This is a genomic window from Vicinamibacteria bacterium (genome assembly GCA_035570235.1).
In the GTDB taxonomy this organism is placed as follows: Bacteria; Acidobacteriota; Vicinamibacteria; order Fen-336; family Fen-336; genus DATMML01.
In genome coordinates, this window is the sequence record DATMML010000030.1 from 67542 (window position 1) to 93416 (window position 25875).

Consider the following 25875-nt stretch of genomic DNA (forward strand, 5'->3'; position numbering starts at 1 on the left):
AGGACCAATGAACCAGAGACCCCGAGGTCGTAGGCAATACTTTGTTGGCGGCGTCGTTGCCCTTCTCATCTCAGTTGGGGCTACCCATGCCCTTCCCGCCCACGGCCACGGGTACTCCCACCGGAATCGGGAGAAGATCAGCGCCAAAGCTTCCGAGCAAGCAAACGAAAAAGGGGCCTCCACGGTCGACGTGATCGTGCGCTTTCGCCAAGCCCCGGGAAACCCCGAGCACGAGCTCGTGAGGGGGTTCGGGGGCAGGGTCGGGCACCACTTTCGTCCCTCCTCCCGCTGGATGGCGGTGCGCATCCCCGCCGCGAAGCTTGAAGAGCTCGGGCGCCACCCCGCGGTCGAGTTCGTGGCCAGCGATGCGGCGGTGAGGTCCAAGCTGGACGTGGCTCGACAGGCCGCGGATGCGCCCCCGCTGGGCGTGGCCGAGAACGTCCTAAAAGGCGCGGGAGTCACGATCGCCGAGGTCGATTCCGGAGTTGCGCCGCACCCCGGCATCCAGACCTTGATTGCTGCTGTTGACTTCGTTGGGAGCTACGATCCGAGCTTCTCTCCCGCGAATAGCGTCGACCCAAATGGCCATGGCACCCACGTCGCAGGGATCCTAGTGGGTACGGGCAGCAACTCAGACCAGAATCGCCTCGCGGGCATCGCCCCCCAAGCGAGTCTCGTCTCGGTTCGGGTACTCGATGGCAACGGCGGCGGCAAGGCCTCCGACGTCCTCGCCGGCCTGCAGTGGGTCCTCGCCAACAAGAGCGCCTTCGGCATCCGGGTCGTCAATCTGTCGCTCGGGCACCCCGTCTACGAACCAGCCGCCCTCGATCCCCTCGTTCAAGAGGTGGATAGCCTCTGGGACGCTGGCATCGTCGTCGTGTGTTCGGCTGGAAATGACGGACGCTCCGGAGACGGGACGATCAGTAGCCCCTGCAATTCCCGCAAGGTCATCACCGTCGGCGCCCTCAACGACCAGCACACGCCGGATACCGCGGACGACACCGTCGCCTCCTACTCTTCCCGGGGGCCCACACGCCTCGATCTCGTGGCCAAGCCTGACCTCCTCGCCCCGGGGAACAGGATCGTCTCCGCTCGCGCGGCCGGTTCCTACCTCGACCTAATGTTCCCCGACCGGCGGGTGGCGGGCGATCCCGCCCAACCCAACGACCTCCAGTACTTTGAGCTCTCCGGGACGAGCATGGCGGCACCGATGGTCTCGGGGACGGCCGCTCTCATGATTGAGCAGGAACCAGGCCTGAATCCGGGGACGGTCAAGGCGCGGCTTATGCTCTCGGCCACAAAGGCGGCGGTGGGGAGTCCCTTTACGGTCGGAGCCGGAGCCCTGGATATCCTGGGCGCTCTCCGCGCGACCGGACAGGTCGCGGATGCTCCCTCCCCGCTCGTGTCCGCGGACGCCGCAACCGGCCAACTGGTGTTCGAGAACCCGGCCGTGCTGTGGTCAAACAGCTCTTTCTCCCTCATGACGCTTTGGTCGCCGGCGATCCTCTGGACCGACCCCACCCAGTGGAACCAACCCCTGGTTTCTTCCTACGGCGTGCTCTCGCCGGACACTACGGTATCCCCGTACGTCCCCATGTTCCCGACGGTCGTGCCCACGGCCACGATCTGGCCCGAGAGCATCCTGTGGAGCGAGGCCGTGATCTGGCCCGATGGCCCCGCTGACATGCCCGTGGACAGCCTGGACGTGTTGGTCGACGATCCCTAAGCAGCGCGCAGAATCATATCTGAGAGATGGTCATCCGTCGTTTCGAGGCGCAACGTGACACAACCCGCGATGGCAATACTAGACACAATTAACGTGCTGGCGGGCCGTGCGAGCTCCCCCCAGCGGCGCTTGGCCCTGCTCGCGGGCCTCGAAGGCTCAAGCCCCAAGGGCCCGGGCCGCTGGCTTAGCAGCTCGGGCTTTGAGGTGGTCAGCGCCGACGACTTCGCGCACGCTCTCGAGCTCTTCGATCGGCTCCGCCCGGATATCGTCCTCGTGGACATGACCTTCCGCAACATCAACGCGCAGGGCCTCTGCCGGGCCTTGCGCCAGCGGCCCGACCGCTCGGACGTGCCGGTACTCGCGTACTGCGCAGGCCGCCAAGACGTCGAGGCTGCCTTGGAGGCGGGCGCCAACGATGTCCTCGAGCGCCCCTTCCACGGCCGCGTGGCCTGCCTGCGAGCCCTACAGCTCGTCCGGCTCGCCCAGGCATCCTCCGAGTTGGGTGGAGCGCGGGCGGAGATAGAGCGCCTCCGGAAGGCCAATGAGGAAGAGCGTCGCGAGAGGTCGTGGCGTGAGCACTTCGATGCCCTCACCGGCCTGCCCGACGGCGAGCGCTTTGAGCGCGCACTCGAAGGCGCCCTCGGGGCCGCGTCCGAGAAGAGTCAGGTGACGGTGGCGCTCTTCGACATCGAGCATCTCGTCATCGTCAACACCCGGCTGGGGCGCGCTCGAGCCAATTCCGTTCTGCAGCAGGTCGCACAGCGTCTCGTGGCCGGGCTCCGCTCCGAGGAGGTGTTGCGCTCCACTGCCGGCCCGTCGATGTCGATGGCGGCTCGCTTGGGGGGTGGACTCTTCGCGGCCCTGCTCACGGGGCTACCGGGATGGCAGGAGGCCAAGGGCATCGTCCGCCTCTTGCTCGACCGCCTCTCTGGCCGTTATGTCGCAGGAGCAGAGGAGATCCTCCTGTCCGCAAACGTTGGTGTAGCCGTCGCCCCCAACGACGGGCTGACCGCCGAGAGCCTGCTCCAGAAGGCCGAGCTGGCGGTTCGGGAGGCCGGGGAGAGCGGCGGTGCAATCCGCTTCTATCGACAGTCGGCTCACCGCATGACGGAGCGCAGCCGCGCTATCATCCGGCTGCTCCCCAGTGCGCTGGCTCACGGTGACCTTCGGCTGCATTATCAGCCCTTCGTTGAGGGGTCGTCGTCGCGCATCTGCGCGGCGGAAGCGCTCCTCCGCTGGGAATGCCCGGAGCTTGGCCAAGTCCCACCGGCAGAGTTCGTCCCCCTGGCCGAAGAGGCCGGCCTCATGGTATCGATCGGCACCTGGGCGCTCCGGACAGCTTGCCACCAGGTCCGGAGCTGGCTCGACCAGGGCCTCTCTCCAAGCCGGATCTCGGTCAATGTCTCGCTCTGTCAGCTCATGCGCGGCGATCTTGCGCAGGTCGTGCGCGAGTGCCTGGACGAGACCGGCATCGACGCCTCCCTGTTGGAGCTCGAGCTGAGTGAGCGCGGGGTACTGCGAAGCGATCCAGAGATCCTGCGCCAGTTGCACAGCATCCGCGATCTTGGGGTGCGGCTAGCCATCGACGACTTTGGCACCGGAAACTCCGCGGTCGTGTACCTCAAACAGTTCCCCATCGATGTCCTTAAGATCGACCAGTCGCTGATACGGGGAGTTGCGAGCTCCCCCGAGGACGCTGCCATCACGAGCGCCACTATCGCCATGGCCCGCCAGCTTGGCCTGCGGGTGGTAGCGGAGGGCGTGGAGGAGGCGGGCCAGGTGGACTTCCTGCGCCGCCACGGGTGCAGCGAATACCAGGGGTTTCTCTTCTCACCTGCCGTCCCTGCGGAAGCCTTCGCCGGGTTTCTGCGGAATGGACTGGCTTCGGATCCCATTTCATGACCCGTCTTGAGAGGAACGGAAAGATGACAGCCGCTCACCCTCGCGTCCGAATCCTGGGATCCCTGGCCCTGACCACTCTGTGGTTGGCCGCGCCCGCCGCGGCCGCTTCCCTCCGACCCATCCGCTTCGATCACCTCTCTTTGGAGGAGGGGCTCTCGCAGTCCACGGTCATGGGGATCGTTCAGGATCAGCGCGGGTACATCTGGCTGGCTACCGAGGACGGCCTCAACCGCTTCGACGGCGTCTCTTTCAAGGTGTACAGGCACGATCCGGCGGACACCGCTTCCCTGCCGAGCAGCTTCGTGTGGGGAGTGGAAGAGGACGCCTCCGGTGACCTATGGGTGGCTACGAGCGATGGTCTGGCCCGGTGGCAGAGGGCCACCGATCGCGTCGTGCGGGAAGAGAAGCTGGCCGGGCGACATATCCGGGCGCTGCGCTTTGACCCAAAGAAAAAGGCGCTTTGGATCGGCACCCGCGATACGGGGCTGCTCCGACTCGATGTCACTTCTGGTGAGCTGCGTCATTACGCGCACGATGCTGCCGACTCAGGGAGCCTCAGCGACGATCGGATCTACGCCATCTACCTCGACGGCCAGAGTCGGCTCTGGGTGGGCACCGACGGCGGCCTCAACCTCCTGGGCGACGACGGCAAGCGATTCGAGCACTTCATCCAGAACCCAGCTGAGCCCTCCAGCTTGAGTGATCCCAAGGTGCGGGCCATCTTGGAGGACGACCGGGGCGCGCTCTGGGTAGGCACCTCCACCGGCGGTCTCAATCGCCTGAATGCCGCCACCCGTCGCTTCGATCACTTCCGGCACGATCCGAACACCCTCGGGAGCCTCGCTCACGACCAGGTGCGGGCGATCCTTCAGGACGCGGACCATCGCCTATGGGTAGGCACCGGCCAAGGCCTCGACCTGTTCGAGCCGAGCCGCCAGGCGTTTGCTCACTACCGTCACGATCCCACGAACCCGTCAAGCCTGGCCGATGAGCACGTGCTGGCCCTCGCCCAGGACCGCGGCGGGGTGCTGTGGGTGGGGACCAGGCTAGGGGGGGTGCACAAGTGGAACCCCTTGAGCTGGCAGTTCGGCCACGTGGCCCCCGATGCCGAGAACCCGACCGGACTTGGCAGTGGCCACGTCACGTCTTTCTCCGAAGACCGGACGGGCCGCCTTTGGATCGGAACCTTCGACGCCGGGCTGTACGTCATGGAGCGCACGACGGGGGAGATGGCTCCCTATCGTCACGACGCGAAGAACGAGCGCAGCCTGGGCAGCGACCAGGTCATGGTCTTGCGGCACGACCACCTGGGCAATCTCTGGATCGGCACTCTCGATGCCGGGCTCAACCGGTTCGATGCCGCTAGCGGCCAATTCAAGCGCTATCGGAGCGATCCCAAGCAACCGGAGGGCCTCAGCGCCAACGGCGTGACCTCCATCCTGGAGGACCGCGAGGGTAAGTTGTGGCTCGGGACCTATGGTGGGGGTCTGGAGCAGTTCGAACCCGAGAGCGCGCGTTTCACTCACTTCCGGTTTGATGCCCGGAACGCGGCGAGTCTGAGCGGAGACCGGGTCTCAAGCCTCGCGGAGTCGGCTGACGGCCATCTGTGGATAGGCACCATGGAAAAGGGGCTGAACCTGCTCGACACCCGGACGGGCCGCTTCCAACGCTTCGGGCACCGGGCAGGGGACTCCGGCAGCTTGGCTTCCGACGCCGTCCACACCCTCTTCGTGGATGCGGCGGGTGGCCTCTGGGTCGGCACGCACGGCGGCCTCAGCCACCTCCCCCCAGAAGGGACGTCCTTCCAGACCTTCACGACCCGGAACGGCCTCCCTAGCGACGTCGTCTATGGCGTGCGCAGCGACCAACAGGGTCGTCTCTGGCTCAGCACGAACAACGGCCTCTCGTGCTTCGATCCTCGCAGCGGCCAGGTCACCAACTACGACGTGAGCGATGGGCTTCAGAGTACGGAGTTCAATTTCGGCGCTTGGCACCAGAGCCCGAGCGGGGAGCTCTTCTTCGGCGGCCTCAACGGATTCAACGTCTTCCGGCCCGACCGGCTCCGCCGTACGGCCGTGGCGCCACCGGTCGTGCTGACCTCGGTGAGTGTGGGACATAAGCCGGTTGCGGGTCCGGCCGATGAGACCAGACGCCTCAACCTGGGGTTCCGCGACAAGGTCGTGGGCTTCGAGTTCGCTGCCCTCGATTTCAGCGCGCCCCACCGCAACCGGTTCGCCTACAAACTCGAGGGCTTCGACCCCGACTGGGTCCCCCTCAACGGGCGACGGAGCGTCACCTACACCAACCTCAATCCCGGCCATTACAGCTTCCGCCTGCGCGCGGCGAACCGTGATGGTCGATGGAACGAGGACGGACTGGCGGTAGGGATCGACGTGGCAGCGGCGCCCTGGGCGACACGCTGGGCGTTCACCGGCTACTTCCTCTTGCTCGGCGGGAGCGTGCTGGGACTGGTCCGCATTCAGCAACGAAAGCTCGACCGGGAGGCCGAATACGCGCACATGCTCGAGGTCCGGGTCGAGGAGAGAACGCGCGAGCTATCCGAGCGGCAACTTGAGCTGGAGCGAGTGAACCACAACCTCGCCCAGGCCAGCATCACCGACTCCCTCACCGGCTTGGCCAACCGTCGCTTCCTCACCGAGTACCTCGAGAAGGAAGTGGCGCTCCTCCACCGCCGCTACCGCCGGCTAAGCGAGGAGACACCGCCGGTGGAGCTGCTCGATCTCGCCTTCCTAATGATTGATCTCGATCACTTCAAGACGATCAACGATTCCGTTGGCCACGCCGCGGGTGACGCGGTCCTGCGACAAATGAGGGAGCTCTTAGAGTCCGTCAGCCGCAGCTCGGACATCATTGTCCGCTGGGGAGGCGACGAATTCTTGCTGGTGGCCAGGGAGCTGAGCGGCGACGGTCTGGCCGAGTTGGCGGAGCGGATCCGTCATCGGTTGGCGCAACACGCCTTCGACGTCGGAGAGGGCCGAGTGGTGAGGACCAGCTGCTCGGTCGGCTTCGCCTGCTACCCGTTCTTCAAGGAGCAGCTCGACGCCCTCAGTTGGGAGCAGGTGATCAGCGTGGCCGATCGGGCTCTATATGTCGCCAAGGCCAGTGGTCGCAACTCGTGGGTCGGCTTCCACCCCGGCATCGCCGCTCTCCCCATCCAGAGCCTCTTCAGCTCGATTTGCCACGGCACCCAGCAGCTGGTGCGGGACGGAGCCCTGCGGGTGTCGAGTTCCCTGACCGGCCTCCGCAATCTCGTCTGGGAGACCCCGGCCCGGGAAACGGCCAACGGCTAGGTTCCTCACGCCCTAGGCTCACCGAAGGCCCGCGCTTAACTGGATAGGTACGGGTCCAATGAGATACTTGCGCGCGGTTCGCTAAGCGGGGCCGCGCTCCGTGCCACCCATACCAGGACGTGGACGACGCCAAGGAGCTCGGCCCTGGGCTTGGGCGGCACCGCGGTGCAAGGGCCGGGAATCGTGATGGCGTCTCTGGGCCCGCATCAAGGCCAGGCGCTGGCCCAGAGGAATCTCCAGCTTCTCGGCCGGCTTCATGGTGTAGTCGAAACCGGGGAGCGTGACCCGGGGGAGACGGGTGCCGAGGACCCGTTCGATGCGGCTCACGTTGGCTTCTTCCTCGGGCGACACAAAGAGGAAGGCGTCGCCCGTCAGCTCGACCCGGCCCGTCCGTCCCACGCGATGGACGTAATCCTCCGGGGAATTGGGGACGTCGAAGTTGATGACGTGGGAAAGCGCCTCCACGTCGATGCCTCGGGCCGCGATGTCGGTGGCGACCAGAACCGGGAACTTGCCGGCCTTGAAGTCGCTCAGGGCCGCGGTCCGTTGGGCCTGGCTCCGGGTGCCGTGGATGCGCCCGGCGGACACGCCGTTGCGCGCCAAGTAGTCCGCCAAACGGTTGGCGCGGTGCTTGGTTCGGGTGAAGGCGATGACGCTCCGGATCTCCCCTCGCTTGATGAGCTCGACCAGCAGTGCGGACTTCAGCTGAGCCGGCACGGGGTAGGCTGCCTGCGTGATGCCCACCGCCGGGGTCACCTTGCGCTCGAGGCTGATGGTGGCCGGGTCCCGAAGCAACTCCCGGGCCAGGGTCACGATCTGCGGAGGCAGGGTGGCCGAGAACAAGAGCGTCTGCCGCTTGGCCGGGATGTGCTTCAAGATCCGCTTGATGTCGGGAATGAAGCCCATGTCGAGCATGCGGTCGGCCTCGTCGAGGACTAGCGTCTCCAGGCCCTGGAGGCGGGCATACGGGAAGCGGAAGTGATCGAGCAACCGGCCCGGGGTAGCGACGATGATGTCGACGCCCCTGCGGAAGGCATGCTCCTGGGGGCCCATGCCAACGCCGCCGTAGATGGCGGCCGCCGAGAAAGGCGTGTGCACGGCTAGGGCCTTGGCATGGTCGGCGATCTGCTGGGCCAGCTCTCGCGTGGGGGTCAGAACTAGGGCCCGAGTCGTTCCCCGCGGCTTGCCCGAGAGGCTGTGGAGGATGGGCAGGAGGAAGGCCGCCGTCTTACCGCTCCCGGTGGTGGCGCAGGCGAGAACATCGCGACCCTCGAGGGCCGGCGGAATGGCCTCCTGCTGGATCGGTGTGGGACGCGGAAAGCCGAGCGTGCGGACGCCACGCACCAAGTTGTCGTGGAGACGGAGTTGCGCAAAGGGCAAGGGAGTAAGACCTTTCGACATGACCGGCCATTGGGTTTGAAGAACGGGGGAGTGCCGGGAGGCCGCCGTCCGCGCGGCTCCCTGATGGAGCGCGAAGCACCGTCAGTATCTCACATCCCCGGGCCCAACGCGAATTCGACGGCTGGGGGGCTCAGTCCGGAAGCCACGGTCGCCCCGTCTCAAGAATCGGGTCTACCTTGATCGCCTCGAATGGTCCCTCCCCGATCAGGCCTAGGCGGCGATCACCTCGGAGGGGCGGAGGAGGTGCTGGCGGTACTCACGCCGCTCGGCCGGACCGAGAGGGCGTCGGGGAGCGGGGGCGCGTCGGCAGTGACGGCCACGTTGAGCCGAGTACCGCAACTGCTTGTTCTTTTGCATAGCCTCCGGACACGCTATCCTCTGTGCGCGGCAAACCAGTGTCACCAAAGGCAATATCACCCGTAGAGACTCCCCACGCAGGGCTTGCCCGCGCGGACCCAGCCCGGAACGCGGGGGGGGGGTTGCTCCTCATGGTGACCGTCGTTGCCAGCGTTCTGTTAGGGTTCCGGCCCGGAGTCTCTCCCGCGCAGCCCGGGCTTGATCCTTCTTGCGCGTTTGCTGCCAACTACGCAGCTGTGCGAGGCCAGCGTTGGGGACAAGAGTTCATTTCCACTCGCGGGCCATACGGCTGGGTCCTGCAGCCCGTGGATCTTGGCGACATTGCGCCGTACTGGTTCCTAACCCAGATGGTTCTCGCCGCTGGGCTAGGGGTCGCGGCGGGAACCTATGTGTGGTCGGCGCCGGGGTTGGGGAGGGTCGGGCGCGTCCTGATGGGCCTGTCCCTGACCTACGTCGTGCACCTTGCCTTTTGGGACGAGTACCGCTGGTTCGCCTTGTTTCTGCTGCTCTTCCTCTTGGGTGTTCATGGCCAAGGCCGAGTGGGCCTCTTCGCGTCTGCCTTGGCCAGTGTCCTGGCGGGCTTCTTTCTCCTCATGAGGGTCTCGCTTGGCGTGGGCGCCCTCTTGGCGGTTGGCCTAGGCTGTCTGCTCCAGCGACGGGCCTCAGCAGTTATCTCTCGTCTGCTGTTAGTCAGTGGGTTTTTTTCCGCTGGCCTGCTGGTTCCCTGGGCGGCGCGATATGGCACTACTCGCGGTCTGGCGACTCATCTCGTTGTGAGTAGGGCGATTGCTTCAGGCTATTCCTCGGCCATGAGCCTCGCCCTGGAAGGTTGGGAGGTGGCGGCCGGGAGCTTCCTCGTCTTCTTCCTGCTTCTGGCCGCGTGGGCCGTCTTTCAGAGGCACGGCCGGGCATGTCTCTCGCTCGCCGGGTGCAGCTTCCCACTGCTGGTGACCTGGAAGCATTCCGTGGTTCGCCAAGACGTACACGCGAGAGTCCTCGTCCTTTTCGGGCTTGTCATCGTAGCTGTGCTCATCACCGATTCACTGACCGCGGAGCGTAGGTGGCGTGCTTCGCCCATCCTCGCCGGGGCTGTTGTGTCTTTGCTTGTGGCTTGGCTTCACTCTCCTGTCGACGACGGCCCTCCGGTGCAGACCTTGGTAAGAGCGCTGACCCAACCCCTCGGCCTGCCGGGGGTCGCGGGCTTGGAAGCCCTGGTTCAACTGCAGCATCATCGTGCCCATCTTGCCCAGCTTTCGATAAGAGCGCTCGAGCCGCTCGTGCTACCTACGGCTGAACGCGCGGTTCTCGCAGATTCCACGGTAGACGTGTACCCCTGGGAAGCTAGCTATGTGGCCGCCAATCATCTGAATTGGGCGAACCGCCCGTTTCCGACCTCCTTTCAAACCTACAACCCAGCGCTCGATCGGCTGAACGCGTCATTCTTCGACTCCCCGCGCCGACCGCAGCGGTTGCTGTGGCACAAGACCCCGGGCGAGCTTCTCCGCACACCGGGCGCAGCCGGCGTCGCCAGCATCGATGGCCGACACCTCTTTTGGGACGAGCCGCTCACCCTGGTGTCCATATTGAACCACTACGAGTTGGTGAGCGCCGGGAGTGTGTTCCTGCTTGCACCAAGGGCGGAACCGCGCTTCCTGTCAAGACGGCAGATCGCGACGCTCACGGTCCCGTGGGGGGCCTGGACCCCGGTCCCCGACCGGCCCGGCGTCATACTCGCTGAGATTGGCCTTCGACGTCCCCCATCCGCTCAGCTCCGGCGTTTGCTCTTTCGGGAGGAGGAGATGTCCATTGACGTTCGATTCAGAGCCCGGCGGATGATTCACTGCCGCTTCATTCCGGACCAGGCTGCCAGCGGGCTGTGGATCAGCCCGCTTCCCCACAATGCAGCTAGCCTGGAGGCCCTGCTCAGCGGGGCACTCCCCGAACAGGGGCAGGTGGCAGAGATCCGGTTCTGGAACGGGTGGCGAGGAGTGTCGGCACCCGATCTTCGCATCTCATGGGTGAACTTGGAAACGCGGGCTTTCAGCGCGTCGAGTCCCCTCGCCGTTTCCGACCGAGTGACCCCGTGAACCGGCAAGATCCTCGGTGCGGCTGCAATTGAGGTACTTCGCCCCCGAGGATGATCCCCCCAAAAAGGAATCAGTCCCCTCAACACCTGCAGCCAGGGGCGGGGATGGCCGCACCTCCCTCAACCCTCTGGTTGAGGCTAGTCGGCACCAATGCAGCCCCTCGGGCCGCACTCCACGAGAGGCCAATGGACTTCCAGCGCCGGATGCCATTCACATCCCGAGTCCGCCGGCAGCTCCTGCCGTCCTTCCGGATGCGTCGGGCGAGAGACTCGACTAAGATTCACGTCGACCCGACCCCTCGGGGGGCGAGCCACTCGAGGCGCGCACCCTCCGCGGGCGCGTCCACCGGGGACGGGCGGGCGGGGCCGCGAACGGCGGCCCCTCAGTCACGAGCGGGGTTACCTGGCTCAACGTGCACGCCATCACGGACGGTTCGGGCGTTGCCGGCACCGAGTTCACGCGCTTTGCGGCACAGGGCGCGGCCGTGGGGCTGTGCTGCTCGGTCACTGGGTAGCCCGTTTCATTGCTCGATTTGCGAGAAGCCGCCGGAATCGATTCCAGATCCGTGGCGGGGCACTGGGCTGGCCTCCCCGGTGGAGCGGAGCCACCGATCAGCGCCTACTGCGGGCTGGGCAGCCCAGGCGGAGCAGGAAGGCCGGCCGGTCGATTCGTCGATTCATCAAAGTCCACCGAGCAACGCACCCTTTGCTTCCTGAAGGCGATGTCATGAAGACCAGTTACCCTCAACAAAGCTCCGCACAAAGGCGACTACGCTAGCGCGCATGGTATCGCGCTCCCTTGTCGAGACTCTGCTTCCGCGACGGCCCGAGCTCGACCGTGCCGCCCGCGCGCGAGTTCTCTCCGACGTCACCGACTTCGTGCAGCAGGCACTCGCCATGGCGCCTTGGCATTTGCGCATTGGCGTTAACGTTCTCACGCTGTGCCTAACCGCCTGGCTCTCAATCTACCTTGGCCTCACGCGTCTCCGCGCCATCACCCACGACATGGGAGAGCGTGCAATCGAGCTCTTTGAACGCATGCCGAATCCTGCTCCGGGTCTGGTCCGGCTCTACCGCTCGCTAGCCATGCTCGCCTTCTACGACCATCCAATCGTGATGGCTCTAATGGGGATCGAGTCCAGCGAGGAGCGTCAGACCCGCTTTCGAGAGCTACGCCGAGGACTGGACGCAGGGATTCGATGAGCCCGTCTTATCGGCTTGATGGACCGGTCGAGACCGCTTGCGATGTCGTCGTCATCGGCTCCGGTGCCGGCGGAGCGTGTGTTGCCGCAGTGTGCGCGGAGGCCGGTCTCGACGTCATCATGCTTGAGGAAGGCCCTTTCGTGCCTACCGAGCAAAAGCCGGCCCGCCTCACCACCGCGCTGCTGCGTCAGTGGCGCTGCAGCGGGCTCACCGCGGCACTCGGGCCGACGCCGGTGGCCTATGCCGAGGGTCGCTGCGTTGGCGGGAGCACGGAGATTAATGCCGCGGTGTTTCAGCGGACGCCGGACGAGCTGCTTGAGCGCTGGGCCCAGGACTATCGCATCGCCGATTTCGGCGCGGCAGCGCTGGCACCGCACCTCGATCGCGCGGCGAGAGTCGTTAACTCTTCTCTGACCCGGGGTCCGCTCGGTCGCGCTTCCGAGATCCTGCATGAGGCCGGAAGGAAGTTGGGGTGGCGTGCCACCCCCCTCGAGCGCGGCCAGCGGCATTGCGTCGGCACAAACATGTGTGCACATGGCTGCCCCACCGGCGCCAAGCAATCGATGAGCAACACACTACTCCCGGAGGCCCTGGCGCGGGGTATGCGCCTCTTCGCGGAGTGCCGCGCGACCCATCTGGTCGTGCGCGGTCGCCGGGCGATCGCGGTCGAGGCGATCGGAATGGGCGCGGACGGGCGGCGCCACCGAGCCACTTTACGACCTCGACTCGTGTTCCTCTGCGCGGGGGCCATCCACACTCCGGCAATCCTTCGGCGGAGCGGGCTCAAGCGCCACGTGGGCGATACCCTGAGGATGCACCCGACCCTGAAATGCGTGGCGCTCTTCGACAAGCGGGTCGGGGCGTCTGACAGCCGGTTTCCCCTGTATGCGATCAGCGAGTTCATGCCGGATCAGCGACTGGGTGGGTCGATTGTGACGCCCGGATTCTTTGGCATGATGTTGTCGGATTACTGGCAACATCGGAAGGATCTGGTTGCGGCGATGGACCGGGCGGGGGCGTATTACGCTATCGTTCGGGGTCAGGGCGTGGGCCGCATCAGGACGCTGCCGGGGGCGGTCGAACCAGTCGTTAGCTACAGGCTGGCGCCCCTTGATTGGGAAAACCTCGCAAAGGGGCTTGCCCGTATCGGTCGCGCCATGTTCGCGAGTGGCGCCACCGTCGTCTATCCCAGCATACGCGGCCACGCCGGGTGGCGCCGGCCCGAGGAGTGCGACGAATTCAATGTCAGGGGGCTACCGCAAAATCGAACCAGTCTAATGACGGTCCACCTGTCCAGCTCGTGCCCGCTGGGAGGTGACGATAGGCGCTCGGCAACTGACTCCTTCGGCCGCCTTCATGGCCACGAGAATGTCATCGTGGGCGACGCCAGCCAGCTTCCGGAAGCGCCCGGGATCAATCCCCAGGCGACGGTCATGGCGCTCGCTTTTCGAGCCGCAGAGCATGCCTTGGCTGGAGGACACGAGTTGTCTCGTCGCGCTTCTGCAGAAGCCAACCGGTGAGCGATCGGAGGATACTCGCCCGGTACGACGCGATCACGGTGGTGGAGACCGATCTAGACCGCGCAGAGCACCGCGGCGGTGGCCGCCGGGTGGGTCTCACGAGCCCGAGCCCGCCGATGGCACTGCTGACGACCGTCTAGACCAAGCCGGACGCCCCTTCGAAACCCGAAGTAGCGGGAAAGTAACGGAACCGCCCGCCCCCCCCGTTCTCGAGGAGGGACTTGAAAGCTGTGACTTGAAGGCTGTTGACATTCTCGCCCGCCTTAGGCTATAACCTGACTCCTCCCTCCGATCGCTTTAGGTCTTTAATCGTCCGCGGGTGGACGGCGTGATGGGACGACGCGCTAACCCGACGACTCCCCGACGAAACCCCGCCTCGCCGTTGCTGGCCGTTGGTCTCGTCTGCTCTCTTGCCCTCGCGGGGCCCTTCGAAGTGCGGGCCGCGACGCCCAGCCCTGCGCCGTCAGGCCCCACGTCTCCGGGCTTGGGGTCCGACGAAGATCCCGACATTCCGCCCTTCCTCCGCGACATCGACAAGGAGACCTACCTACGCCTCCGCGATGCCTTCATCGGGATGCTGCGGGGGTTCGACGACGCGAAGCTGCTCCCCTACAACCCGCGCCAAAGAGCGCTCGAGTTTTTGGAGCGCCAGCCCAAGTTCAGCGTGACCGCCCGTCCCACCACCCTTCCTCTGGCCAGCACCACGACCTGGACCGCGATCGGCCCCGCACCCATCCCCAACGGGCAGACCGAGGGCGTGTCGAACCCCGTGACCGGCCGCATGACCGCCCTCGAGATCGATCCCACCAATACCAACCGGATTTATCTCGGCACCGCTTTCGGAGGCGTATGGCGGTCCCTCGACGGAGGGACGAACTGGACCCCCATCTTTGATAGCGCTCAGTCCCTCGCCATTGGCGCCTTGGCTCTCGCTCCCTCCGACCCTACGATCCTCTACGTTGGCACGGGGGAGGCGAACGGCTCGCTAGACAGCTTTGCCGGGGTGGGCCTCTACCGCATCGACGCCGCTCCCACGACGGCGACCCTCGTGGGGCCGATCAACCCCGTCCGGAACTACACCGCCGGCGACGGCACCACGCCCATAAGCAACCCTGTCTTTAACGGTCGGTCCGTCAGCCGGATCCTCGTTCACCCCACGGACCCCGCCACCCTGTTCGTGGGCACGGCAGGGGGGGTGATCGGTGAAGGGGGCGACGTTGCTTTGGGCGGCAGCATCCCCCCCCTGGGCATGCGGGGCCTTTACCGCCTGGGCAACGCCACGGGAGTGCCTGCCTCGGTCACGGTCGTCAAGCTGGCCGTCACCACCGCCGGCAGTGGCTTCGACACCCCGAACACCGGAAACCGGAACGTTTCCGATCTCATCTTCCCTGACCCCGCGGATCCCAATCAGCTCGGGGTCTGGATCCAGGGCACGGCCAACCCCAGCGACGGGGGCATCTACCGCTCCAGCAACGCCCTGGCTGCCACCCCCACCTTCAGTCTTGTTCAGGGCACCACGGCGCCCGGTTCGGGAACCGTGCGGGGAGTCTTCGCCGGCTACAAGCAGGCCTCCACCCCGAACCTGGTCATCTATTCCGCGGCCGGCGAGTCCGTGACGGGGACGGGCTGCAACGTCGCTGGAAACGCGGGCGCCCTTAGAGTCTCGATCGACGGGGGTCTCACCTGGTCGGCCAAGCTCGCGGGCGGGGGCGGTTTCTGCGGCAGCCAGTGCTTCTACAATTTTGGCCTGGACGTAAGGCCGGGCCCCAGCGCGGCCGTGACGGACGACCTCCTCTGGCTCGGTGGAAACATCACGGGAGGAACCACTCCCCCCTGCGCCCGTCTCCACGCCAAGTCGACCGATGGGGGGGCCACCTTCACGGATTCCGCCACCGGCCTCCACGCGGACACCCATTTCATAAAGGTCGATCCCGGCAACCCCAGCGTGGTCTATCACGGCAACGACGGGGGCATCTTCAAGTCGACCGACGGGGGGGCCTCCTGGGTGAGCCTCAACAGCAGTCCCTTGAGCGCCACGCAGTTTCAGAGTGTGTCCACCCACTCTGCGGACCCCAAGTACTCGATCGGCGGCACCCAGGACAACGGCACCAACATGTACACCACGGCCGCGGCCTGGAACCGTATCGACTTCGGGGATGGCGGCTACGCCCGCATCGACCAGAGCTCGGCTTCCACCTCCACCGTGACCATGTACCACACCTATTTCAATGCGACCAACCAGCTGCTGGGCTACGCACGTGTGAACACGACCAGCTGCGCAACCGACGGCGGATGGTCGTTCAAGGGGCAGTATTCCGGCGGCGTTGATGCGACCGTTCATTGCGATGGCAGCACCGACACCTTCAACGGCATCAGCCTCGGCGACAACGTGAACTTCTACGCGCCTGTGGAGCTTGGCCCGGGGAACCCCAACACAGTTTACTTCGGCTCGGACCGTCTCTATCGTTCGACCAATCGTGGGGACACGGCCACACTGGTGAGCCAGGGGCCGATAACCGCCAACGTTCCCATCGACACCATCGCCATCTCCCGCAAGAACGACAGCTTCCGGATCGTAGGCCTGGGCCTTAACGTCACCACTGGGGTGGTAAACGGCCACGTCTGGGCTACCACCACCGGCTCGAGCACGCTGACCGACGTGACCACAAACTTGCCGACTCCACTAAAACAGGTCCTGCGAGCGGTCTTCGATCCCAACGATGCCAGCGGAAACACGGCCTATGTGTCGCTCGGTGGGTACTGGGGCAATGCTACCGGGCACGTCTACAAGACGACCAACCTGACCGCGGGCGCGGCGACGACCTGGAGCAGCGCCTCCGGCGGCGGCCTCACCAGCATTCCCGACGTGCCCGTTAACGGGCTGGCTATCGACCCTTTCAACTCCAACCACATCTTCGCCGGCACCGACATCGGGGTGTACTACTCGGCCGATGGGGGCGGGAGCTGGAACCCTCTTGGCTCGGCGCTCCCCCGCGTGCCCGTCTTCGAGCTGACCTTCAACAGCGACACCAACCCGGCGACGCGGGTACTCCGCGTCGCCACTCACGGTCGTGGCCTCTGGGAGATCATCCCACCTCCGGCCGCGACCGCCGATCTCTCCATCACCAAAACCGACGGCCAGACCACGGCCGTGCCCGGCAATCCCCTCACCTACACGATCGTGGCCGCCAACGCCGGCCCCGACCCCGTGACCGGGGTGACGGTCACGGACACTCTGCCCGCCGCCCTCCTGGGGGGGGCCTGGACCTGCGCCGGGGCCTCCGGTGGGACCTGTACTGCGAGCGGGGCCGGCAACATCAGCGACCTCGTGAACCTGCCCAATGGGGCGAGCGTCACCTACACCGTGAGCGGGACGGTGAACCCGGCGGCCATGGGGACCCTCGTCAACACGGCCACGGTCACGCCCCCGCCCGGGGTGCTCGACCCCAACCCCGGCAACAACTCGGCCACCGACGTGGACACACTCACGCCCCAGGCCGACCTCTCCGTTAACAAGACCGACGGTTTGACCACGGCCGTGCCCGGCACGAGCATCATTTACACGATCGTGGCGGCTAACGCCGGCCCCAGCACCGCGAACGGGGCCGCGGTCAGCGACACCCTCCCGGCCGCCCTCACGCTGGCGACCTGGACCTGCGCGGGGGCTTCGGGGGGGACGTGCACTGCGGGCGGGGCGGGAAACATCAATGACCTCGTGAACTTGCCCCCGGGGAGTCACGTGACCTACACCCTGACCGGCACCATCGACCCGGCGGCCACGGGGAGCCTGAGCAACACGGTCACGGTGGCGGCCCCGGCGGGAGTGACCGACCCCAACCCCGGAAACAACGCGGCCACCGACACCGACACCCTCACCCCCCAGGCGGATCTCTCCATCACCAAGACCGATGGCCGGACTACGGCCGTGCCAGGCACGCGTCTCACCTACACCATCGTGGCCACCAACGCCGGCCCCAGCACGGCCAACGGGGCCACCGTCACGGACACCCTCCCGGTAGCCCTCTCCGGGGGGACCTGGACCTGTGTCGGGGCCTCGGGCGGGATTTGCACGGGGAGCGGGACCGGGAACATCAACGACGTTGTGAACTTGGCAAATGGGGCGAGCGTGACCTACACGCTCAGTGCGACCATCGACCGAGCGGCTCGGGGAACCCTGACCAACATGGCCACGGTGGGGCCCCCCGGCGGGGTGACCGACCCCAACCCCTTGAACAACACGGCCACTGACACCGACGCCCTGCTCAAGAACGAGCGGCCGGTTGACTTCGACGGGGACGGTAAGTCGGATCTGACCGTCTTCCACGGTGCCGACGGCCTCTGGTACATCAAGAGCTCCTCGACCGGCACCGTAACCACCGTGGGCTACGGCGGCTCCGGATACGTCCCCGTACCCGCCGACTACGACGGGGACGGGAAGACCGACCTCGCTGTGTACCATCCCCCCTCTGGGCTCTGGTTCATCCGCTCCTCCTCGACCGGCACTGACACCTCCACCGGGTTCGGGGGAACGGGCTACGCGCCGGTGCGGGGCGACTTCGACGGCGACGCCAAGACGGACCTGGCTGTGTTCCACGATGCCACCGGCCTGTGGTTCATAAAGTACTCCTCCACGGGAGCCGTAATCTCGCTAGGTTATGGGGGCTCCGGCTACATCCCGGTGCCCGGCGACTATGACGGGGACGGGAAGACCGATATCGCCGTCTACCATCCTCCGACCGGGCTGTGGTTCATTCGCTCCTCCTCGACCGGCACTGACTCGACCACTGGGTTCGGAGGAACGGGCTACACGCCGGTGCGGGGTGACTTCGACGGCGACGGCAAGAACGACCTGGCCGTGTTCCATGCCGCGAGCGGCCTGTGGTTCATCAAGTACTCCTCCACGGGGACGGTGGCCACGATCGGTTACGGTGCGACTGGCTACATCCCCGTGCCAGGGGACTACGACGGGGACGGCAAGACGGACATCGCGGTCTACCACCCCCCCTCCGGTCTGTGGTTCATCCGGCTCTCCTCAACGGGCACCGACATTTCCACCGGCTTCGGGGGCCCCGCGTTCACCCCGATCAACTAGCCCACCCTCGGGTCGACGCCGCCCTCCTCGACTCCCGACGCCGCACCGGCAGCGGTTAGAGGCGGGTACTCCTTCGTCGCAGTCGAGGCAGCGAGCTGCGCGGAGAGCCTGGCGGAAAGCGGGTGGGAATCGAAGGCACCTGAACTCGTCACACCCGACGACACTAAGTCACGCGAGACACAAGAGTCAGGGCGTTAACCCTCGTGCGCCTGCACCACGTGACACCGCTTCGCACTACGAACCCCTACAGAACCCGTACACCAAGTGGGTGCGTACCGCCCCGGCGCTCAGGTCCTCCCCCCCCGCCTGAAGCGGTCCGGCGCCGGACCCTGGGTCGCGCACCGTGGTCATCGCATTCGCTCTCGCAGCGAACTCATCAAGCCGGAGCCGTTCTCCATCTGCAGGCCATGCACCAGCAAACACCGCGCGTCGCAAGCCCACAACGACCGCGCCGACCGCCAAGTGTGTACACTCTGTCTCGGAGGTGAAGATGCGGATCTTCCCTATCCTGGCGGTACCGACGTTGTGCGTGTCCGTCGTCTCGTTCGCGTGGGGCGACAAGAAGCTCAACGACGTGATCGCCAAGGCCGAAGCCCAGTTCGCCAGGGGCAAGGAGGACGAAGCCATCAAGATCCTGCAGAAGGCAGCCACGCAGGCACCTCGCGACCCGGAACCGAAGCTTGCGCTCGCGCGTCTGTTCCTGAGGCTGGGCAAGCTGGATGAGGCCAGCAGGGCGCTCGGCGATGCCCTGGCCTCGGACGCGCCGCCGAACGTGCGGGCGCGCGTCCTTGCCGCCCGGTCCGCTCTCGCGTTGCGGGGCGGGACCGCAGCGGACTCCCTCACCCTCGGCCGAGAGGCAGTCGAAGCCGAGGCCATGATGGACAGCCTGGCCGCCCTGGCCGGCGCCCAGGCTCGCCTCGGCGATCCCGCCGCCCGCGAGACGGCTGAGCGGGCCGCACAAGCGGCCCCGTCGTCCGCCGCCGCCCAGATCGCACGCGGCGACGCCCTGCTAGCGGCACGGATCTTCCCCGACGCCGAGGCCGCATTCCAGCGCGCCTTATCGTTCGACGCACGCTCGGGCGCCGGAGCAAGGCTCGCAGTTGCCCTCGCCGCTCAGGGAAAGGCCACCCCGGCCCTCGAGGCGGCTCGCGCGGCCGTCCAGGCGGACGCGCATTCCGGGGAAGCCCTAGCCGCGCTGGCCCTGGCCCAGCTGGCCAAGGATCCGCTCGACACGGCGAGCGAAGCCATGGCCGCGGTCCAACAGGCCGCCTTCCTCGAGCCGAAGAACCCAGTGGTCGAGTTCACCGTGGGACGCGTCTTCGAGAGCCGCGGGCAGCTCGCGGATGCCGCGGGCGCTTACGCCAAGGCCGCGGGCCTCGACCCAACCTGGGCCGCGCCGCCGGTCGCGGCCCTGGCGCTTCTCCTTCGGCAGGGCGACGCGACTGCCGCCTTTGCCGGCCTGCGCGTGCTGTCCGACGACCTCAAGTCCTCGGGAGAGGCGCAATGGCTGCTCGGCCGGCTCCTCCTGCGTAAGGAAGACTGGCGAGGCGCAAAAGCAGCGCTCGACGTGGTCACCGCCGCCATGCCGGGCGTGGCCGAGGCGCAAGCGGCGCTCGGCACGGCCGCCTACCACGTCGGCGAGCTCAAACTCGCCGCTAACGCCTACGGCCGGGCGGTCGCGCTCGAGCCCGAGAACCTCACCTATCTGTCGAACTACGGGCTGTTCCTCGGTTACGACGATCGACTTGACGACGGCCTGGCCGTTCTGCTGAAGGTCACCGGACGGCCGGACGGTCAGGACGCGGGGGCGTTCATCAACCTCGGCTGGATCTACCGCCACTTCCGGCCACCCCGCGTCACCGAGGCCGTGGCCGCCTACGAAAAGGCGCTGAAGCTCGAGCCGAAGAACGCCAAGGCGGCCCTGGGCGTGGCCCTCAGCTATCGCGCGGGTGGACAGTGGGCGCGCGCGATCACCGCCTACGAGCGCGTGTCGCAGGTCAACCCCCGGCTCGACGGCGAGGCCCTGCTGGGCACTTCGTGGTGCTACTTCCGCGCTCGCGACGACTACAAGGCCCGCTTCTTCGCGGGCCTGGCGGCGAAGGCGGGCGTGGACGTTGGCCCGCTCCGCAACGCGCTCCTGGGCCCGGCGAATGCGGGGGCGGCGACGCTGAAGACGGCGGACGAACTCAACGAGCTCGTCCTCCAGCTCGACGAGAAGAACGCCGGCGAGCAGGCGCTCGCCGCGCAGCGACTGCTCGGTTTCGGCCGGCCTGCAGTACCCTACCTTGCCTCCGCGCTGGGTCACAAGGACACCGCCATCGCGGTGCGCGAGACGATCGTCGCCGGCCTCGGCAAGATGGGGTCCGCCGCGCGCGCCGCGCTGCCGGAGCTCGACCGGTCGATCAAGGCCGGCCCGCACGGGAGCGGCTCCGAGGCCTCGCCCGCGGAGAGAGCACGCGAGGCGAACCTGATTAGCGCCATGCAGGCGGTCTCGGTGAAGATCCGGGAGAATTGACGTGAAGATGAGAGCGCCGAACCGGCGCAACTACCCGGCTTGGGCGCTGGTGGTCCGTAGCTAAATAGAAGAGCCAGGGTCACCTCGAACGGCATGAACCGCCCGAGGTTTCCTACCATCACCCAGCACCCGTGAAGGAGTTCTGGATCGCGAGTAGGCCTTCCCCGCGTTTAAAGCACCATTGTCGAGCAGCGCTTATAATATACGGGCTGCCGGGCTGCCCTGGGCGGTCTCCCGCCCAGGGCTCCCACGGATCCTGGCGCGCGAGAGCCGCATCCGGCGGGTGGCCGACGGTCCTCTACGAGGTCCAGGTCACCTCGACGCGGATGCTCCTGGGCACCGAGGATCTCGAAGGCAGGTGCTCGGCAGCGCCGTAAAGGAGGCCCAGTGAGGGCGGCGTTTCTGCTCGGTGTTCTCGTGACGCTCGCGGCCACGGCCGCCGCCGTCTTCGTTTACTTCGCGGGAGGCTTTGCCCCCGTTGCGACCGGGGCGGCGCCGATGCCCTTTGAGGAGACGCTGGCGACGAGGGCGCTTCACGCGCGGATCAAGAGAGAGATGCCGAAGGCGGTGCCCATCGACGCGAGCGAAGCCAATCACCTCGCGGGCGCTCATCTGTATCTTGAGCACTGTGCCGTGTGCCATGGCCTTCCGAGCAAGACAGTGACTGCGATCGCGCGCGGTGAGTTCCCGAAGCCCCCCCAGTTCTTCCACGGCAATGGCGTGACGGACGATCCGCCGGGCGAGACCTATTGGAAGATTGCGAACGGCATCCGCCTGACCGGAATGCCGGGCTTTGACAACAGCCTCACCCAGACGCAGATATGGCAGATGTCGCTTCTGCTCGCGAACGCGGACAAGCTCCCTGCTTCCGTTACCGCGCTCCTGGCGGGGCAGCCCCAGGCGCGACCCGGAAATTAGCGCTACTCGGACGATCGCGGCCAGGGGCCCATTGTGGTACGGCGCTTCCTTTGCAACAGTGCTCGGAGCAGCGGGGTCTCACGGTGGCGAATCGCGAGAAGCGGCAAGGGGCTCCTTTCTTTCGGGCAAAGTAGAAGAAGCCCTCCGATCGAGTACTTCGAGGGAGGAGCCCTATGATCAAGTGTGCGCTAGTCATTGCCGTGTTGCTGGCTCTTTGTTCGTGCGCTCTGAATCCGTTTGTCCTCAAAGACTACCCGCCTCAGCTCGGTTGTGAGCAAACGACGGTTCCCCCGAACCCGGATTGCAAGCAAGCAACGGTTGAGATTCAGTTTTTGGGTGTGGATGGGTTTCTCGTTCGGCGAGGTGAGGACAGCTTTATAACCGGGCCAATGTACTCCAATCCGTACCTCCTCGAAGTTGGTTCACAGAAGATCCACACCGATACCCTTTTAATCGACGCACTTCTCCCGGACGTAACCAAGGTGAGCGCGATCTTTGTGGGTCACTCGCACTATGACCATCTCATGGACGTGCCCTATATAGCGGACCGCTACGCTTCAAACGCGACGATCTACGGAAGCGCGACAACGAAGCACATCCTCATGGGGGATCGCGGTGTTTCGAGCTCCGGAGCGAAAAGCCTTTACGACACACCGGACCGAGTGCAGGTAGTCGACCCTGTCGCATACCGTTGGACGCCGGCCCCTCAAGGCTCGGTCCAATGGACCGCAGTGAAGAATGCCTCTGGGCAAAGGACAAACATGCGGTTCCTCGCGATCGAATCCGAGCACTCGCCGGTGTTCAATCCGCGCGTTCTGTCACAAGTCAAACTGTTTGGGTTGATTCCACTGCGGCTGCCAGCTCCAGTCAAAGGCGAGAAATACACGCCATGGCGAGGGACGCTCGACCACGACCTAACCGAATTGCCGGAGACCGCTGCGGAGTGGGTGATGGGGCCCGTCTTTGCTTACCTGATTGATTTCTTGGGCTCCGACAGCAAGCCGGTCTTCCGCGTGTATTTTCAGGACTCCCAGGCGCGAAACCCACGCGGGTCCATTCCTCGCGGACTCATAGATGGGAAGTCGGTCGACGTGGCCATCCTGTGCGTGGGTGGTGCCCGTTACGTTCGTGGAGCACCACAGGCCATTATGGAGAATACCCGAGCCAGCTATTTTCTCCTTGGGCACTGGGACGACCTATTCGTCCCTCAGGCAGCTCCGCTGCCGGGAACGAGCTGCCCGGTACCCGCGCATTACCGAGAGTTTCCGACAGAAGACACAGGTGGTTTTCTGGGGGTGGTCAAAGGCGAACTCGCACACTTGAAAGAGAGCGGGGTGAAGAGCGGGTTCTGCGTACCCTACCCTTGTGCCCGACTATTCTTCAACGATTCTGGCCAGCGGCTGGGGGCGGGTAGAGAGTATTGCCAGAGTACTGCTGAGTAAGGCTATTTGCTGCGACGAAGCAAGCTGCCAGGTCACAAGTAGAACCCGCACCGAAAGCACACCAAGAGGGGTGAGAGCTACGAACGCTTCGCCGTCGCACTCGTTGAGTCAGCAGGTTGCGCGGAGAGCTTGGCGGAAGCGGGTGGGAATCGAACCCACCGCTCCGGGGGTCAGCCCGGAGCCGAACGGCTTTGAAGGCCGCGCGAGTCACCAGACCCGAATCGCTTCCTCAGGGCGACCTAGTCTAGCAGGGCAAGGGCGGCTACAATCGTCGTGGCCCAACCGATGGCGCGCCCTCCTAAGAAGCTCAGCCGAACCCTACCCCCGCATCGCCGGGCCAAGGGAGCAACCCGATCCAGCCTCATCCGTCGCTTCAGAATGTCTAGCCGTCGCAATGCGATTGCCCCTGCCGTCGAGCGTATTGTGAAGGCGGTGAGGGGCGCGGGCTTGAGCCATGACCAGCGGCTCGACCTCGCGGTCGCGGTTGCCGAGGCCCTATCCAACGCTGCCGTCCACGGAAACCGGCTGCGGCCGGGGTCCCAGGTAGGGATCACGGTTCGTGTCACACCTCGCCGCCAGGCCGTAGTGGAGATCAAGGACTCAGGCCAAGGGTTTGACGTTCTGCATGTCTCCGACCCCACTGATCCCTCCCACATCCTGAAGCCGGCGGGGCGGGGCGTCTTCCTCATGCACCGCCTTGTCGACCAGGTAGAGTACGATCCGCCCGGCAACCGCGTCCGCCTGGTCGTGCGGACCAAACCTTAAGCCGTCCGGTACTACGTCGTACCGAGACGTACCCAGCGACCGGGACCGCGGCCGGGGCCAGACGACAGGAGCGGCAGCAACTTGAGAACCTCGCTGCCTTGCCAACCCTTGGCCCCGTTCCCTCCGCTCTGAAGAGGCCCTCATGCAACAACGCTTCCAGTTCTTGACCATCGAGAACGACGGCGTAGCGGCTCGCATCATCCTTCGCCGCCCGCCCCTGAACGTGCTGCACCTGGAGATGATCCAGGAGCTGAACCGGGCTCTGCGCGGGGTCCGGCCGGAAGGGGGCCTGCGCGCGATCGTTTTCTCCGCCGAGGGCAAGGCCTTCAGTGCGGGAGTTTCGGTCGAGGACCATTTTCCGGGTCGTGCGGCGGCGATGTTGGACGCATTTCACGAGATCTTCCGCCGTCTCCAAGCTCTCTGCTGCCCGACGATCGCAGCCGTGCAGGGGGCAGCGCTGGGTGGCGGCTGCGAGCTGGCCGGCTTCGCGGACTGGGTAATAGCCAGCGAGACCGCCACCTTCGGCCTCCCCGAAATTAGGCTCGGATCCCTTCCTCCGCTGGCGGCCGTGCACTTCCCCCACCGCATCGGCCGCGCCCGCACGTTGCAACTCATGCTCTCCGGCGAAACCCTGGGGGCGCGAGAGGCGGAGCAAATAGGCCTCGTTGACCGCGTGGTCCGTCCCCAGCGGCTCGGGGCCACTGTGGAAGAGACGGTCGAGCGCCTTCGGGAAAAGAGCGGACCCGTCCTCCGCCTCGCCAAGCAGGCCGTGCTCCTCGCTGAAGGCCAAAACTTCGAGCATGGCCTCTCCAGAGTGGAGCACCTCTTCCTCAAGAAGGTCATGAAGACACGCGACGCGAAAGAAGGTCTGCGCGCGTTCCTCGAGAAACGCCCTCCAGAATGGACGCACCGGTGACGGCAGTTGGATGGGTGGACTCGAGACCGGGGCTTTAGGTCAACCGACCACTTCGCGCGCGAAGGCCTGACCCAGCTTCGCGACCAAAGGGGCCATTCTCGACGCCGCTTCTTCGCTTAGGCTTTGCTGATCCGCCGGCGCGCTCGCTTCCCTCATCCACTCCCTCGCCATGGCCGCCGTGGCCTCCACATGGAACTGGAGGCCCAAGGCGCTCCCCAGACGGAAGGCCTGGTGTGGGTAGAGCTCGGAGGAGGCAAGCTGGACTGAGCCCTGGGGAAGGTCAAACGTGTCCCGGTGCCAGTGGAGGGGCGCGAAGCGCGACGGCCAGTCCGCAAGCCACGGATCCTCGGCCAGGCGAATTACCGGCCACCATCCGACCTCGGGCGCAGGCCCCGCGTAGACCCGTGCGCCTCCGGCCGCAGCGAGTAGCTGGCTGCCCAGGCAAACGGCGAGGGTCGGAAGCCGAGCGTTCAGGGCCTCGCGCAGGAGCGCGATCTCCAGCGAAAGGAAAGGAAAGCGGTCGGCCTCGTAGACGCCCATGCTACCGCCCATCACGATGAGCCCCCCGTAGCCGCCGAGGGAGCCCGGAAGCGAGTCAGGAGCGAGACGGGTGTCGGTCCTGAGCCCGGCGGCACCGATGGGCTCAGCGAGCGCGCCGAGCGGCTCGGACTCGCTGTGCAGGACAACCAGGATGCGTTTCACGGACGGGCAGCCTCCGGGA

The 25875-nt window shown here is 66.0% G+C and carries 15 protein-coding genes and 1 tRNA gene; 13 read left to right on the forward strand and 3 right to left on the reverse strand.

Annotation, left to right across the window (positions count from 1 at the left end; translation table 11 throughout):
- The first annotated feature begins 7 nt into the window (after positions 1–7).
- The 3 genes from VN461_04815 to VN461_04825 all read left to right on the forward strand — a co-directional run bounded on the left by VN461_04815 (position 8) and on the right by VN461_04825 (position 6939).
- Positions 8–1726, forward strand: a complete 1719-nt coding sequence (locus tag VN461_04815; protein HXB54082.1) for a S8 family peptidase — start codon at positions 8–10, stop codon at positions 1724–1726.
- Between the two features lie 69 nt (positions 1727–1795).
- Positions 1796–3628, forward strand: coding sequence for an EAL domain-containing protein (locus VN461_04820; protein ID HXB54083.1), 1833 nt, complete (start codon positions 1796–1798; stop codon positions 3626–3628).
- Positions 3629–3651: 23 nt separating this feature from the next.
- A complete protein-coding gene (locus tag VN461_04825) occupies positions 3652–6939 on the forward strand; it encodes a two-component regulator propeller domain-containing protein (GenBank protein ID HXB54084.1) in 3288 nt (1095 codons plus the stop codon).
- Between the two features lie 81 nt (positions 6940–7020).
- On the opposite strand, the gene VN461_04830 is transcribed toward VN461_04825, so the two are convergent.
- Positions 7021–8340, reverse strand: coding sequence for a DEAD/DEAH box helicase (locus VN461_04830; protein ID HXB54085.1), 1320 nt, complete (start codon positions 8338–8340; stop codon positions 7021–7023).
- A 788-nt stretch (positions 8341–9128) separates the two neighbouring features.
- Here VN461_04830 and VN461_04835 point away from each other — a divergent pair.
- The 8 genes from VN461_04835 (at position 9129) to VN461_04870 (ending at position 23473) form a co-directional block, all read left to right on the forward strand.
- The gene (locus VN461_04835; GenBank protein ID HXB54086.1) at positions 9129–10784 is read left to right on the forward strand and encodes a hypothetical protein; all 1656 of its coding nucleotides are present in this window, start codon (positions 9129–9131) and stop codon (positions 10782–10784) included.
- Positions 10785–11566: 782 nt separating this feature from the next.
- Positions 11567–11986 (forward strand): hypothetical protein, encoded by a 420-nt coding sequence (locus VN461_04840; GenBank protein HXB54087.1) that lies wholly within the window; start codon positions 11567–11569, stop codon positions 11984–11986.
- A complete protein-coding gene (locus VN461_04845; protein ID HXB54088.1) occupies positions 11983–13506 on the forward strand; it encodes a GMC family oxidoreductase in 1524 nt (507 codons plus the stop codon). Before VN461_04840 ends, VN461_04845 begins: the two co-directional genes overlap by 4 nt.
- Positions 13503–13646, forward strand: coding sequence for a hypothetical protein (locus VN461_04850; GenBank protein ID HXB54089.1), 144 nt, complete (start codon positions 13503–13505; stop codon positions 13644–13646). The genes VN461_04845 and VN461_04850 overlap by 4 nt, the downstream gene beginning before the upstream one ends.
- Before the next feature lie 344 nt (positions 13647–13990).
- Positions 13991–18598, forward strand: a complete 4608-nt coding sequence (locus VN461_04855) for an FG-GAP-like repeat-containing protein (protein ID HXB54090.1) — start codon at positions 13991–13993, stop codon at positions 18596–18598.
- A gap of 490 nt (positions 18599–19088) precedes the next feature.
- Positions 19089–21113, forward strand: a complete 2025-nt coding sequence (locus tag VN461_04860) for a tetratricopeptide repeat protein (GenBank protein HXB54091.1) — start codon at positions 19089–19091, stop codon at positions 21111–21113.
- A 387-nt stretch (positions 21114–21500) separates the two neighbouring features.
- The gene (locus VN461_04865) at positions 21501–22031 is read left to right on the forward strand and encodes a c-type cytochrome (GenBank protein ID HXB54092.1); all 531 of its coding nucleotides are present in this window, start codon (positions 21501–21503) and stop codon (positions 22029–22031) included.
- 173 nt (positions 22032–22204) lie between these two features.
- A complete protein-coding gene (locus VN461_04870; protein HXB54093.1) occupies positions 22205–23473 on the forward strand; it encodes a hypothetical protein in 1269 nt (422 codons plus the stop codon).
- Between the two features lie 130 nt (positions 23474–23603).
- Here the strand turns inward: VN461_04870 and VN461_04875 are convergent.
- Positions 23604–23702, reverse strand: a tRNA-Sec gene (locus tag VN461_04875).
- Positions 23703–23851: 149 nt separating this feature from the next.
- Between VN461_04875 and VN461_04880 the strand changes: the two genes are divergently transcribed.
- Complete coding sequence (locus VN461_04880) at positions 23852–24238, forward strand: ATP-binding protein (protein ID HXB54094.1); 387 nt, start codon at positions 23852–23854, stop codon at positions 24236–24238.
- Positions 24239–24380: 142 nt separating this feature from the next.
- The gene (locus tag VN461_04885; protein ID HXB54095.1) at positions 24381–25154 is read left to right on the forward strand and encodes an enoyl-CoA hydratase/isomerase family protein; all 774 of its coding nucleotides are present in this window, start codon (positions 24381–24383) and stop codon (positions 25152–25154) included.
- A 39-nt stretch (positions 25155–25193) separates the two neighbouring features.
- Here the strand turns inward: VN461_04885 and VN461_04890 are convergent, their stop codons facing one another.
- Complete coding sequence (locus VN461_04890) at positions 25194–25856, reverse strand: gamma-glutamyl-gamma-aminobutyrate hydrolase family protein (GenBank protein ID HXB54096.1); 663 nt, start codon at positions 25854–25856, stop codon at positions 25194–25196.
- Positions 25857–25875 lie beyond the last annotated feature (19 nt).